Origin of the sequence: Exiguobacterium sp. s91 (assembly GCF_018618915.1) — a bacterium.
GTDB classification, from domain to species: domain Bacteria; phylum Bacillota; class Bacilli; order Exiguobacteriales; family Exiguobacteriaceae; genus Exiguobacterium_A; species Exiguobacterium_A abrahamii.
The window spans coordinates 929,116-942,377 of record NZ_JACSMZ010000001.1 but is presented as its reverse complement, the minus strand read 5'-3'; the positions used below and the strand labels follow the sequence as shown (position 1 = coordinate 942,377).

Below are 13,262 nucleotides of genomic sequence, written 5' to 3'. Positions count from 1 at the left end.
CCCTTTATCACCTGGCATCACGAATTACTCAGCGTCTGCTACTACTTCTTCAGTAGTTTCAGGTGCTACGTTATCTTCGCCTTGTTTAACTTCGAGGATTGCGTCAGCCATTTTACCAGTGAGCAATTTGACTGCACGGATCGCATCGTCGTTCGCTGGGATGACGTAGTCGATTTCGTCTGGATCACAGTTAGTATCAACAATCGCAACGATTGGGATGTTGAGTTTGTGTGCTTCTGCAATCGCGATACGCTCTTTGCGTGGGTCAACGATGAAGAGTGCATCCGGAACGCCTGGCATATCTTTGATACCGCCGAGGAATTTCTCAAGACGAGTCATTTCTTTTTTAAGAATGATGACTTCTTTTTTAGGAAGAACTTCGAATGTACCGTTCTCTTCCATTTTTTCGAGTTGTTTCAAACGGTTGATACGTTTTTTGATTGTAGAGAAGTTCGTGAGAGTTCCACCCAACCAACGTTCGTTGATGAAGTATTGACCTGCACGGATCGCTTCTTCTTTCACAGTGTCTTGAGCTTGTTTTTTCGTACCAACGAAAAGAACGTTTCCGCCTTCTGACGCTACTTCACGGATGAAGTTGTATGCTTCGTCTACTTTTTTGACCGTTTTTTGAAGGTCGATGATGTAGATTCCGTTCCGTTCTGTGAAGATGTATTTTGCCATTTTTGGGTTCCAACGGCGTGTTTGGTGACCGAAGTGTACACCAGCTTCTAACAATTGTTTCATCGAGATTACTGCCATGATGAATTCCTCCTTTTGGGTTTTGGATGTCCTCCGCGATGATCGTCTATCCAGCTAACCTATTAAAGGCACCGCAGCTGGCGATACATGCGTGCGTAATTAACACCGTAGACTAATATAGCATAAAGATTACCGAGGGGCAACCTTCGTTTGATGAGAAAGTTTAGCAATCAAAGCAACCTCGCCCGTCCCCCGATTCAAAGACCGTGCAAGCGTCTCAAGATCCGCTCCTTCTCGTAGCGCCTGCTTGACATCCGTTAACGGTGGTTCTTGTGAAATGGATTGTTCAATTTCGACGGTTTCCGATTTCTCGTAAGTAGCCGCCTCCACCATATGTGGAGACGCATCCGGTACTTGATCAACCTGTTCGTTCGCTACATTTACGGATGTCTCCGTCATGGCGTTGACGTTCTCCATGAAATGTAATAAAACTTGTTCCGTCTCATTCTTTTCACGTTCCAACCGTGTAATTCGGTCTTTGAGCGCTGCCTGCTGGCGAAATAACACCAGCAGCGCATAACAAACTAAAGCAGCTAATAAAATATAAACGACAGTCATAATTCTTCCTTTCACATGGCGACACGATCTGCTAAGTAGGTACTTCCGAGCGCATTCTTCAACTTACGAAGCGCTTTTGAATGGATTTGTGAAATACGGGAAGTCGAGAGCCCGAGGACTTCACCAATTTCCGTAAGCGTCAATTCTTCATAATAGAATAACGAGACGACAAGTTGTTCTTTTTCGGATAACCCTTCGACTTCCTCTGCCAGTTTAGCGATCAACTCCCGCATTAATAACATATCTTCCGGTGTAGCAGTATCTGGATCTAAATAGGAGACGGTCATCGCCTTCCCCTCATCCTGTAGCGTGACTGCTTCATCGATCGATAATACATTCGCAAAATAGCTTTCTGCTAAAGCACCCTTGACCTCGTCAGGTGTCATGTCGACGATGGAAGAGACTTCGTCTAACGTCGGCGTCCGTTGCAAAGATTGTTCAAGGATCTCGACGGCTGCCTCGACCCGTTTTGCTTTTTCCCGTAAGGAACGTGGTAACCAATCGATTTTACGAAGCCCATCTAAAATAGCTCCTCGAATCCGAAAGGCGGCATACGTGTCGAATTTATTATTATGATTTTGATCGAATTTTTGAAGCGCATCGTACAATCCCATCATACCTAAACTTTTCAACTCGTCTCGATCGACACTTTTAGGCAACGTCGCACTTAAACGCTGAACGTGGTATTGAACAAGTGGTTCATAATTGTGAAGTAACAGATCTGCCACCGCAATATCGCGTGTGGTCAGCCATCGATCCCAAAGTTGTTGTAATTCCTCACGCATGACCATTCCTCCTCTAGATTTCCAGCGTCCCGACATTCACCGTCCGGATGACGAGACGCCCTGATTGTGAGTGGAACTCGATCGTTCGTCCATTCGTGCCGCCAACATCTTCGGCAACGAGTGGAATTTTGACTTGTTGAAGCATTGCTTTGACCGCAGCGATGTTTCGCTCACCGATCCGCATTGATTCATGTTCATACTTAAATTGAAACATCTGAGCCCCTCCCGCAATCTTCGCACGTAATCGGATGGCTCCACTTGCTCGTAATTCGCGGGCTACCTCTAGAATTGCCGTATCCGCGAACTTTCCGACTTCAAGCTCCCGATTCCGACTGATCGCTGAATCAGGCAACATGACATGCGCCATACTCGATAACCCTCGTTCCTGGTCATAGATGACGACGCCTACACACGATCCAAGACCCGCCGTCCGTAAAATGACGGGGCGTTTACAGATGGCGTACTCCGCAATCCCAATCCGTACGATTTCATCCATTCAAGTCCACACCCAATCGTTCGAAGACCGTCTGAAAGGCGTTCGCTTCAGGCAACAAAAGTAAATGTCCGGTCAAATCGTTTCCTGCACTAGACAAGTGCGTGTCGATATAGACAGCCATATTGCCTGGAGTCGTAGATTCAAGTAAGGCTACTTCAAGTAACGCACCAACCATATCAAACGCTGATGCAGGAACACTGACATGTAACGATAAATCAAGCCAATCGGAGATAGCCCGAGCATATGCTCCTATTAAAATATTCCCAATTTCTTCCCAAGCAGAAACCCCCATTTCGTGAGAATCGGAAAAAAAGTGGAATTCCGTCTGCATCAATTGGCTCACGAGCTTCTCTGCATCACGAAGTGGCATCAAAAAAAGTAACGTTGCTTGAATATCGCCAGAAAAACGTAACAATGCACCAGCGGTATACGTTTCCGCTCCTCCACTTCGCTCGATGATCGTCGTGAAATCCTCAAGTTCAGCGGAAGGTACCTCGATCTCAATCGGTTGTCCAAGTAAGGTCGAAAGTGCTGTCGCTGCGTGACCAGCTCCAATGTTGCCGACTTCCCGTAAAATGTCCCGTTCGTTTGGATTAAGCATGAACGATGTCCTCAAATAAGCGATTCGGTTCAATCAACGAAAACAATTGCTGATCGCCTTTTGCGACTGCAGTCAAATACGAGGCATCCTCCTGCTTTTGTTCACTGAGCGGTTCAATCCGAACATCCGTTGATTCGACGACTTCGTTTGCCCGGTCGACGATGAATCCAGCGTCCCCATGCTCCAAAGTGGCGATGATGATGCGTGTTTCTTCCGTTTCTTCCATTAATTCGAATCCAAGGCGGGCACGCAGGTCAATCACGGGAGTGACGACACCTCGCAAATTGATGACTCCTTTGACATAGGATGCAGCGTTCGGAATCCGTGTGATTGGGATGAGCCGTTCGATTGAACGAACAGACTGTACATCAATACCGTATGCATTATCTTCTAATTGAAAAACAACCCATTTTTGTTCCATCTTCGTTCCCCTCACTTCCGTAATAGTGCATTGCTGTCAATGATCAATGCGACTTGTCCGTCTCCAAGAATCGTCGCGCCAGAAATGGCACGGATGCCTTCTAGATAACTACCGAGTGGCTTCATGACGATCTCCTGTTGACCAATCAATTCGGATACGATCAACCCTGCTAATTTTTCGCCACTCCGGACGACGACGACCGAATAGGCTTCTGCCTCATGTTGTGGCAATCCGTAAACTTCATTCAGCGAAATAAGTGGAACCAATTGTCCACGGAAATCAAATACTTTTTCCCGGTGCGCTTGCAGGATCGCCGATTTACGTAAAGATGTCGTCTCGATGATGGCAGTCAGTGGAATTGCATACGTTTCTTGTCCGAGCTCAACGAGCATGGCTGAGATGATCGAGAGCGTCAATGGTAAACTGATACGGAAAATCGTTCCTTCTCCGCGGCGTGTCTCAACGAACACTTCTCCACCCAATGATTCGATCTTCGATTTGACGACGTCGAGACCAACACCACGACCAGACAAGTCCGTGACTTCTTCTGCCGTCGAGAAACCAGGTGCGAATAACAGCATCGAAGCCTCCTCGATCGTTAATTGCATCGCTTCTTCTTCCGTGATCAATCCTTTTTCAATCGCAATCCGTGTGACACGTTCGTGATTGATACCTGCTCCATCATCTTCAATCTCGATGAAGACTCGGTTTCCTGAATGGTAGGCACGAAGCGAAAGATTTCCTTCGACCGGCTTATTCGCTAAAATCCGTTCCGCTTTGTTTTCAATTCCATGATCGATCGCATTACGGATCAAGTGGACGAGTGGATCACCAATCTCATCGATGACTGTGCGATCAAGCTCCGTCTCAGCACCCGTAATGTGTAGTTTGATATGTTTTCCGACATCCTTCGAAACGGAACGCACCATTCGTGGGAATCGGTTGAATACTTGTTCGATCGGCATCATTCGTAAAGTTAAAACGAGTGATTGCAATTCGTTCGTACCTCGTTTGATCCGTTCGACCGTATCTGTCAATTCCGGTGAGCTGACTTCTGCTGCAATACGCTCCAATCGTCCGCGGTCGATGATGAACTCTTCGAACAGATTCATCAAACGATCAATCCGCTCGAGATTGACACGAATCGTTTTCGAAGCGACAGGCACAGATAGATCTGTCTGTTCTGGTGATTCCGGTGAAGCTGTTGGTGCAGGTACTGATGTCGCAACCGGCACTTCCTGTGGAAGGGTGGATGTCGCCACCTCTGCTTCTGGTGTTGATTCAAACACGTCCATCTTTACTGTTGCGACTTCAGAAACCGATGCAACCGCCTCTTGAATGACCGATTGCTCTTGTTGCGTCACGAATAAAACAGAGAATGACGTCTCAAAATGTTCTTGCTCCAGTTCATCAGATGTCGGATTCGACAAAATGACATCTCCGAGCTGTTGTAAACGATCAAAGACCATGTAAACACGTGCCGCTTTTAAGATGACGTCTGCTGAAAGTTCGACTTGGACGATATAGGCTTGATAACCGGACGCAATCGATTGTTTGACGACCGCTTCCGAATAGACATCACATTCGAATGTTGATGGTGCAGTTGATGGCGTAACCGAAATGATCTCTTCTTGTTCGGGACGAATGAACTGCTGTAATCGTCTCACTGTTTCCGTAACGTCAAGTTTCCCTTTTCCACCGCGACTGATGTCTTCTACCATCGTTTCCAGTTGCTCAGCAGCAACGAATAGGACATCGATCAATTCAGCTGTAGCGGGTTGTTTCTTTGATCTGACTAAATCAAGGGCGCTCTCCATCTCATGCGTCAAATCAGCGATCGCATCATATCCCATCGTTCCTGCCATCCCTTTTAGCGTATGGGCAGAACGGAAAATTTGATCGATGACCGCTTCATCGTCTAATCGTTCTTCAAAAACCAATAAGCTTGTGTTAATAGCTTGTAAATGCTCCATCGACTCATCGAGGAACAACCCCACATATTCATTTAAGTCCATGACTGATACCCTCCTTTAATCTTAACGGACATGATCTTTTCGTTTTTTCAGACGATGTAACAATCGATCTAAAAACTTCCGTTCTTTGACTTGTACACCTGTTAGAGACGTCGTGATATGATCGAGTCGCCAACTGACGTCACTCGTTCGATCCATCAAGTAAAATGGCATCTGTGCCTTGACTGCTTTGACGACTGTCGGATCTTCCGGCAAAAAACCGGTAAAGCGCAGTGGTTTTTGTAAAAATTGTTGGCTGACGAGCGCCAGTCGATCAAACGTTTCAAGTGCTTCTCCACCATTCGTCGCCCGATTGACGACTACGGAAATCGGAAGATCCGTCGCATGATGGTGTGCCAGTTTGACGAACGCATAACCGTCCATGATTGAAGTCGGCTCTGGCGTGACGATCAACCAGGCTTCGTCTGCACTACTGATAAAATCAAACGTCTGATGGTTGGCGCCGGCTCCTAAATCGAGCAACACAAAATCATACTCATAGAAAAATTGGAACTCCCGCAGTAGGAACACGACATCCTCCTTCGTCAGATTCGTCAGTTCTGCAAATCCACTCCCGCCATGAATGAAATGAAGGGATGGCGACTGTTCAACGATTGCGTGCTGGAGTGATTCTCGTCGTTTGACGCATTCCATCAAGGATGACTTCGATGATTTACCGAATAGAATACCAATGTTCGCCATCCCGATATCAAGATCAATCAAGAGTACTCGTTTTTCTTGTAACGATAATGCCACGCCAAGATTCACCGCGACATTCGTTTTTCCAACGCCACCTTTTCCACTCACGATGGCAATCGTCTTCGTTTCCTTGACAGTCACTTTTGATCGTAAGACACGTGCTTGATCTTCTCGCATCATCTCATCCCTCTCTCGACGATCATTCGGGATAACTCATCCGCCGTAGCGAACGTGATGTCTTCTGGCACTTCTTGCCCCGTTGTCACGCAATAGATTGGTAACTTCGTCTCTGTCATAAGCCCAAACATCGACCACAGTTCACTTGTTTCATCTGCTTTCGAAAAAACGATCCCTGATAAGGGAATCTTGCTGAAACGATCGTGGATCTGTAATAAATCTCGGTATTTCGATGTCAAACTAAGAACTAAAAACACATCCGTATCTTCAAAGTCATGACGACTTCGTAATTGCTCTACATATGCTTCATCAAGGAAATTTCGTCCCGCTGTATCGACAAGTACGATATCGCATGAAGCTAGCGCCTGCTTCGCTCGTTCGAAATCTTCCAGGTCGTATGCAACATGAATCGGAATGCCTAATATGTCGGCATATGTCTTCAGTTGCTCAATCGCTGAGATCCGGTATGTATCGGTTGTGATGAGACCAACTCGTTGATTTTTAATGAGCGTATGATGTGCAGCGAGTTTAGCGATGGTCGTCGTCTTACCGACACCAGTTGGTCCCGTTAACATGACATAACGTGCAGTCGATGTTGTTACACGTAATGCCGTTTTTACTTCTTCAGTTAAAAGATCGGTTAATTCCGTTTGCTGCGTTTGATAGTACGCAGTTAGTAATCGCTCATGCAATCGTTCAGACACTTGTTGTAACGCTGGTTCTGCCAACAGCGGCGCATAATGTCGCAATTCTTTTGGCAATGGTCGTTCGCCGACCGTAACGATCGTCGGACGCACGGGGATCGGTTGGATGGTTTCCACAATGTCCTTCCGACTCGTTGCTTGCTTCGAGACGATCGGTTCGTTCGACACATGTTCATCCACCGATGCAACCAGTTCCACTTTTTTCTTCGCAAATAAGCCAAAGAATCCGCCCACTTTGATATGCCGAGTATTTAATATGATGGCATCGTTACCGAGTTCGCGTTTGATGCGTTCCATGGCTTCGCTAACGGAATCCGCCGTGACTTTTTTGACTATCATCGCTTAAATCACCCCAATACTCTTAACTTCAATCGTCGGCATTAATTCGTTATAAGACAAAATCGGAATATCTGGAAAATACCGTTCTGTCAATTGACGGACGAACATCCGGATACTTGGAGAAGTCAGGATGATCGGATGCGCCCCGTACCGTTCGAATTCCGCTGCCCTCTCTTGCAATGTCTCGATGAAACGTGTCGCTTTTTCGGGATCAAGCGCTAAATAATTTCCGAACTCCGTCTTTTGGATGGCCGACTGGATATCCAGTTCCATCTCACTCGAAACCGTCACGACATGCAAGACATCTCCTTGCATGACTTGTTCCGTAATTTGCCGCGATAAGGATTGACGGACATATTCAGCAAGTAGTTCGCTGTCTTTCGTCACAGCTGCATAGTCCGCGAGCGTTTCGAAAATCAATGGTAGATTTCGAATCGAGACTTTTTCTTTTAATAATTGAACGAATACTTTTTGAAGTTCCCCGATTGATAACAGTTGTGGTGTTACTTCCTCGACCAAAATCGGATGCGATTCCTTCAAATGATCAACCAACTGTTTCGTCTCTTCCCGACCGAGTAATTCAGCGGCATGCTTCTTCAAGAGCTCCGTTAAATGTGTCGCAACGACGGATGGTGGATCAACGACCGTATAGCCTGACATCTCTGCTCGACTACGTGTCTGTTCATCGATCCAGAGTGCCGGCATACCGAATGCCGGTTCAACCGTATCGATCCCTCGAATTTCTGGATCATCGACACCCGGGCTCATCGCTAAATAATGATCGAGTAACAGTTCACCACTTGCCATCTCACTTCCGCGAATCTTGATTCGGTACTGGTTTGGTGATAACTGCAGATGATCACGAATCCGAACGGTCGGTAGAACGAATCCAAGTTCGAGTGCTAGCTGCCGACGAATCATGACGACACGATCGAGTAAATCGCCACCTTGCGCTTCATCAGCGAGTGGAATCAAACCGTAACCGAATTCAAATTCAATCGTATCGACATTCAGTAAGGAAATGACCGATTCACTCGAACGCAAGTTTTCGCTCGGCGCTTCCTCAACGGCGACCTCTTCTTGCATCGTCTTCGTCGTCTGCTTCATTCGCCAAGCGAAGAAGCCAAATAACGCTGCAATCGGCATCGTGACGTAATCGGGAATCGCTGTGAATAGTCCGAGTAAGAAGATTGCTCCAGCCGCGATTCCGACAAGTAATGGCGTCCGTGTCAATTGACCGATGACATCCTCACCAAGGTTTCCGTCGGATGTCGAGCGCGTGACGATGATCCCGGTCGCAACCGAAATCAAAAGTGCTGGAATTTGACTGACGAGACCGTCCCCGACGGTCAATAACGTGTACAGTTCGACTGAATCCGCCATCGGTAAGCCTTGCTGGACGACACCGATGATCATTCCGAAAATCAAGTTGATAATGACGATGATGATACCGGCAATCGCATCTCCCTTGACGAACTTTGACGCCCCGTCCATCGCACCATAAAAGTCTGCTTCCGATTGAATTTTTTGGCGGCGGGTCCGGGCTTGCACTTCGTCAATCATGCCGGAGTTCAGGTCGGCGTCGATTGCCATCTGTTTTCCGGGCATCGCGTCAAGCGTAAAACGTGCTGACACTTCCGAGACTCGTTCCGAACCTTTCGTGATGACGAGAAACTGGATCAAGACGAGTATCAAGAAGACGACGAAACCGACGAGCGCATTTCCGCCGACGACAAAATCACCAAATGCTTCAATGACTTCGCCACCGTTTCCGTTTGATAGGATCGCCCGTGTCGTCGAGACGTTAAGCGCCAGACGAAATAGAGTGACGATCAGCAACAGCGTTGGAAATACAGAAAACTCAAGTGCCTCTTTGGCATTCATCGCAACGAGTAATACCATCAAAGCAATTAAGATATTGATGATGATTAAAAAATCGAGCATGATAGCGGGCAGTGGGATGACGAGCATGAAGACGATCATGATGACGCCTAGCAGAACCGTTAAATCTCGTGTTGATATACTCATGATGCTTCATCCTTTCATTTTGCTTGTTTCAGTTGATAGACAAAGGCGAGTGTTTCAGCGAGCGCCTGATAGAACGTTTCATCCACTGCCATACCAATCTCTGTTTGAGCGAACAACGCCCGTGCCAGCGGACGATTTTCAACAATCGGGACATCAGCTGCTGTCGCCTTCTCCCGAATCCGGAACGCGACAGCATCTACGCCTTTTGCAACGACGATCGGTGCCATGTGTTTTCCGTCATCGTATTGAATCGCTACCGCATAATGGGTCGGGTTCGTGATGACGACGTCGGCATTCGGTATTTCTTGCATCATCCGCCGCATCGCCATCTCCCGTTGTTGTTGTTTAATCTTTCCTTTGATTTGAGGGTCACCTTCCGTGTTCTTATGCTCATCCTTTAAATCCTGTTTACTCATTCGAATCGACTTTTCAAAATCAAATTTTTGATAAGCGAAGTCCAGAATGGCTAACGCGATCAAGGCGATACTGACCGACAAACCGAGCAAAAATGTTAAATGACCAATGATAGCTAACGCATCGCCGATTGGTTCCGAGGTCAGCCTCGAAATCTCGACCTTGTTATTCCACAGAACAGTGCCACTCGTGACACCGATGACTAACAGTTTAAAAACGGATTTCAAAAACTCGACGAGTGCTTTAACGCTAACGATCCGTTTGACGCCTTGAAGCGGATTGATCCGGTCCAGCTTCGGCTGAATCGCCTCACCACTTAAGAGCACACCAATCTGAACGAAGTTTCCAAGGATCCCGATGACGACCGCTGTTAAAAAGAAGGGGGCGACTAAAATCCCCATTTGTATCAGCATCTCGACTAAAATCTGTTCAATTCGTCCCTCTTCGACGGCTTGCAGAACTTGACTTGCACTGAGACCATCTTGTAGGACGAGTACGAATCGCCGTCCTAGAAATGGACCGAAAAAATAGAGAACAAGAAACATCGCGAATAACATAAAACTGCTCGTTAAATCTGCTGATTTTGCGACCTGTCCCTTTTTACGCGAGTCATCCCGCTTTCGAGGTGTCGCTTTTTCCGTCTTCTCACCAGCGAAGTACTGAAGATCAAGGCGTAATCGATATGAATGCATGTCCTTAACCTCCTAGTAATCGAATGGCGTCTGCAAGTACATCTTGCAACAATGGAACGAATCGACCGATTCCTGTGATCGTCGCTCCTGCTAATAAAAACAGAATCGCGTATCCCATTAACAGTTTGACGGAAAAACCAATCGCAAAAATGTTGAACTGGGGTGCCGTTTTCGCTAAGAAACCGAGTGCGAGATCCACTAAAAAGAGTGAAACGACAAGTGGCATCGCCATTTGTAAGGCAGTCAACATCGCAAGTCCGACGACACGGATGACCAAACTCATTCCTGCGTCGCCTGATACCGCAATCAGACTGCCCGGCGGAAAGATTTGAAAACTCGTGTAGATGCCGTCCAGTAAAATGAGATGCATATCAGAAGCGAGCAGGACGAGTAACGTCAGCATGTAATAAAATCGTCCGACGATTGGTGACTGTCCGCCAAACATCGGATCATAAGCGGAAGCCATCGCAAGACCCATCTGTAAGTCAATGATCGAACCCGCAATTTGTGGGGCGTATAATAAAAAACTGGCAAGTAAGCCAAGAGCTAGCCCCACTAAGACTTCCGTTCCCATCCGAAAGAAAAAATCGAAGTCTTCTACACGAACGTCCGTCTTCACGGCGTAACTCGCAAAGTAAGCAAGACCCGCCGCAAGTGCTAATTTATGTTGCGCTGGTAATTGTCTTGATGAAAACAAAGGCGCCGCAACGAGAAAACCGACGATCCGTCCAAAGACGAGCAGAAAAACACTCAGGAAAGAAAGTAATGTCATTTTCGGGAAACCTCAGCGATTTGTTTGAATAGATCAATCGTAAAGGTCTGTAACTCCTGCATAATCCAAGGTCCAAAGAAGACGAGTGCTAAAAACACGGCAACAATCTTTGGAACAAACGATAACGTCTGTTCCTGAATCTGCGTCGTCGCCTGCAAAATACTGACGAGCAGACCGACGACGAGCGAGACGAGTAACAAGGGGGCCGATACTTTGAGTAATGTCCAGACAGCAGAACTCGCCAACTGAATAATCATTTCTTGAGTCATCTTTTCTCCCCCTAACGCATACTGACGAGCAGTGATTCAACAATCAGGTGCCAGCCATCGACTAAAATAAATAACAGCAATTTAAACGGTAACGCAATCATGACTGGCGGTAACATCATCATTCCCATCGACATCAAAACACTCGAGACGACCATGTCGATGACAAGGAAAGGAATGAAGATCATGAAGCCGATTTGGAAGGCTGTCTTCAATTCACTAATCGCATATGCTGGAACGAGTGCGACGAGTGGAATATCTTCAATCTTTTCCGGTTTTTCATAATTACCGTATTTTAAGAATAGTTCTAAATCATTCGTTCGCGTGTGCTTCGACATGAAGCGTTTCATCGTATCTCCTGCTTTATCAAACGCTTCATCTTGACTAATTTTATCAGCCATGTATGGTTTTAAAGCCGTCGTGTTTAATTCCGATATGACGGGCGACATGACGAAAAGCGTAATGAATAAGGCCAGTCCGACGAGTAGCTGGTTCGGCGGCGTCTGTTGTGTTCCGAGAGCCGAACGGACGAACGACAACACGACGACGACACGCGTGAAACAAGTCATTAAGATTAGTAACGAGGGCGCCAGTGATAACAACGTCAGTAATACGAGCAGTTTAATCGATGTTGCTGTTCCTGACGGAGTATCGAGTGAGATCAGGTTTTCAATCGTATTCATGAGCGCCCTCGATTCTTCTGCAGTTGCTCGAGTTGTTGTTTGAACGTCTCAAGAAATGGTGAAGGTGCTGATTTCGAAGATGACTCTTCAAGATCCGTCGGTTCGTATCCCTCTAAATCGTCCAGCGTGTCTAAGAGTTGTACGTTCTCCCCAACACCGACGACATAAATCTTATCCTGCACTTTCACTAACTGAACCGATCGATCCTTACCAAGTGGTACACCACCTAGATGGGTCAAACGTCCGGAATGTCTGACGCCTCGCGTCCGCTCGTGAATAAAACGTGTCACGAGGATGAATCCGCCGATCAAGACGACGAGAACGACGACTCCTTTAAAGATGGTCAATGCCATGGAAGGACTCTCATCGACTTGCTGAGTCGTCGGTGCATCGTTCTTGGTTGGATTTAATTTTTCTTCGACCGTTTCAGCCTGTACAGGAAATGTCAGCAGAAACAGAAGACAAATCAGCAAAGTCACTTTTTTCATGACGAGACAGTTTTCGAGACCGCTTCAAGCACACGATCCGCTTGGAACGGTTTGACGATGAAATCTTTTGCACCTGCTTGAATCGCGTCGATGACCATCGACTGTTGCCCCATCGCTGAACACATGATGACTTTAGCGGCAGGATTGAATGCTTTGATTTCTTTAAGCGCAGAGATTCCGTCCATCTCAGGCATCGTAATGTCTAGCGTGACAAGGTCCGGTGTCAATTCCTTATACTTCGTGACCGCTTCGCGTCCGTTTTCTGCTTCACCGACGACATCATAGCCGTTCTTCGATAGGATTTCCTTGATCATCATCCGCATGAAAGCGGCGTCGTCTACGATTAATACTTTTGCACTCATAATAGT

General features: G+C 46.7%; 16 protein-coding genes. All 16 read right to left on the bottom strand.

Going from position 1 to position 13,262, the window contains the following annotated elements:
• Positions 1 to 24: 24 nt before the first annotated feature.
• The 16 genes from rpsB to KNQ06_RS04620 all read right to left on the bottom strand — a co-directional run bounded on the left by rpsB (position 25) and on the right by KNQ06_RS04620 (position 13,256).
• Positions 25 to 759, bottom strand: coding sequence for a 30S ribosomal protein S2 (gene rpsB / locus KNQ06_RS04695; RefSeq protein WP_012370721.1), 735 nt, complete (start codon positions 757 to 759; stop codon positions 25 to 27).
• 129 nt (positions 760 to 888) lie between these two features.
• Entirely contained in the window at positions 889 to 1,317 is a 429-nt protein-coding gene (locus KNQ06_RS04690; protein WP_214770683.1) for a hypothetical protein, read from the bottom strand.
• Positions 1,318 to 1,328: 11 nt separating this feature from the next.
• Positions 1,329 to 2,102, bottom strand: a complete 774-nt coding sequence (locus KNQ06_RS04685) for a FliA/WhiG family RNA polymerase sigma factor (protein ID WP_215147433.1) — start codon at positions 2,100 to 2,102, stop codon at positions 1,329 to 1,331.
• A 13-nt stretch (positions 2,103 to 2,115) separates the two neighbouring features.
• The gene (locus KNQ06_RS04680; protein WP_214770686.1) at positions 2,116 to 2,598 is read right to left on the bottom strand and encodes a chemotaxis protein CheD; all 483 of its coding nucleotides are present in this window, start codon (positions 2,596 to 2,598) and stop codon (positions 2,116 to 2,118) included.
• Complete coding sequence (locus KNQ06_RS04675) at positions 2,591 to 3,199, bottom strand: chemotaxis protein CheC (RefSeq protein WP_029342053.1); 609 nt, start codon at positions 3,197 to 3,199, stop codon at positions 2,591 to 2,593. Before KNQ06_RS04675 ends, KNQ06_RS04680 begins: the two co-directional genes overlap by 8 nt.
• On the bottom strand, positions 3,192 to 3,620 hold the full coding sequence (locus KNQ06_RS04670) for a chemotaxis protein CheW (protein ID WP_029342054.1): 429 nt from the start codon (positions 3,618 to 3,620) through the stop codon (positions 3,192 to 3,194). The genes KNQ06_RS04675 and KNQ06_RS04670 overlap by 8 nt, the downstream gene beginning before the upstream one ends.
• An 11-nt stretch (positions 3,621 to 3,631) precedes the next feature.
• Positions 3,632 to 5,635 (bottom strand): chemotaxis protein CheA, encoded by a 2,004-nt coding sequence (locus KNQ06_RS04665; RefSeq protein ID WP_215147431.1) that lies wholly within the window; start codon positions 5,633 to 5,635, stop codon positions 3,632 to 3,634.
• A gap of 21 nt (positions 5,636 to 5,656) precedes the next feature.
• On the bottom strand, positions 5,657 to 6,511 hold the full coding sequence (locus KNQ06_RS04660; protein ID WP_050677468.1) for a MinD/ParA family protein: 855 nt from the start codon (positions 6,509 to 6,511) through the stop codon (positions 5,657 to 5,659).
• Complete coding sequence (locus KNQ06_RS04655) at positions 6,508 to 7,551, bottom strand: flagellar biosynthesis protein FlhF (RefSeq protein WP_214770692.1); 1,044 nt, start codon at positions 7,549 to 7,551, stop codon at positions 6,508 to 6,510. The genes KNQ06_RS04660 and KNQ06_RS04655 overlap by 4 nt, the downstream gene beginning before the upstream one ends.
• Before the next feature lie 3 nt (positions 7,552 to 7,554).
• The gene (flhA, locus tag KNQ06_RS04650; protein WP_215147429.1) at positions 7,555 to 9,579 is read right to left on the bottom strand and encodes a flagellar biosynthesis protein FlhA; all 2,025 of its coding nucleotides are present in this window, start codon (positions 9,577 to 9,579) and stop codon (positions 7,555 to 7,557) included.
• A gap of 14 nt (positions 9,580 to 9,593) precedes the next feature.
• Positions 9,594 to 10,685 (bottom strand): flagellar biosynthesis protein FlhB, encoded by a 1,092-nt coding sequence (gene flhB / locus KNQ06_RS04645; protein WP_029342059.1) that lies wholly within the window; start codon positions 10,683 to 10,685, stop codon positions 9,594 to 9,596.
• A gap of 4 nt (positions 10,686 to 10,689) precedes the next feature.
• A complete protein-coding gene (gene fliR / locus KNQ06_RS04640; protein WP_029342060.1) occupies positions 10,690 to 11,457 on the bottom strand; it encodes a flagellar biosynthetic protein FliR in 768 nt (255 codons plus the stop codon).
• The gene (gene fliQ, locus KNQ06_RS04635) at positions 11,454 to 11,726 is read right to left on the bottom strand and encodes a flagellar biosynthesis protein FliQ (RefSeq protein ID WP_023468705.1); all 273 of its coding nucleotides are present in this window, start codon (positions 11,724 to 11,726) and stop codon (positions 11,454 to 11,456) included. Before fliQ ends, fliR begins: the two co-directional genes overlap by 4 nt.
• Before the next feature lie 11 nt (positions 11,727 to 11,737).
• Positions 11,738 to 12,406: a flagellar type III secretion system pore protein FliP gene (gene fliP / locus KNQ06_RS04630; protein WP_029342061.1), complete on the bottom strand. Its 669-nt coding sequence runs from the start codon at positions 12,404 to 12,406 to the stop codon at positions 11,738 to 11,740.
• Positions 12,403 to 12,894, bottom strand: a complete 492-nt coding sequence (locus tag KNQ06_RS04625) for a flagellar biosynthetic protein FliO (RefSeq protein WP_050677472.1) — start codon at positions 12,892 to 12,894, stop codon at positions 12,403 to 12,405. The genes fliP and KNQ06_RS04625 overlap by 4 nt, the downstream gene beginning before the upstream one ends.
• A complete protein-coding gene (locus KNQ06_RS04620; RefSeq protein WP_029342063.1) occupies positions 12,891 to 13,256 on the bottom strand; it encodes a response regulator in 366 nt (121 codons plus the stop codon). The genes KNQ06_RS04625 and KNQ06_RS04620 overlap by 4 nt, the downstream gene beginning before the upstream one ends.
• Positions 13,257 to 13,262 lie beyond the last annotated feature (6 nt).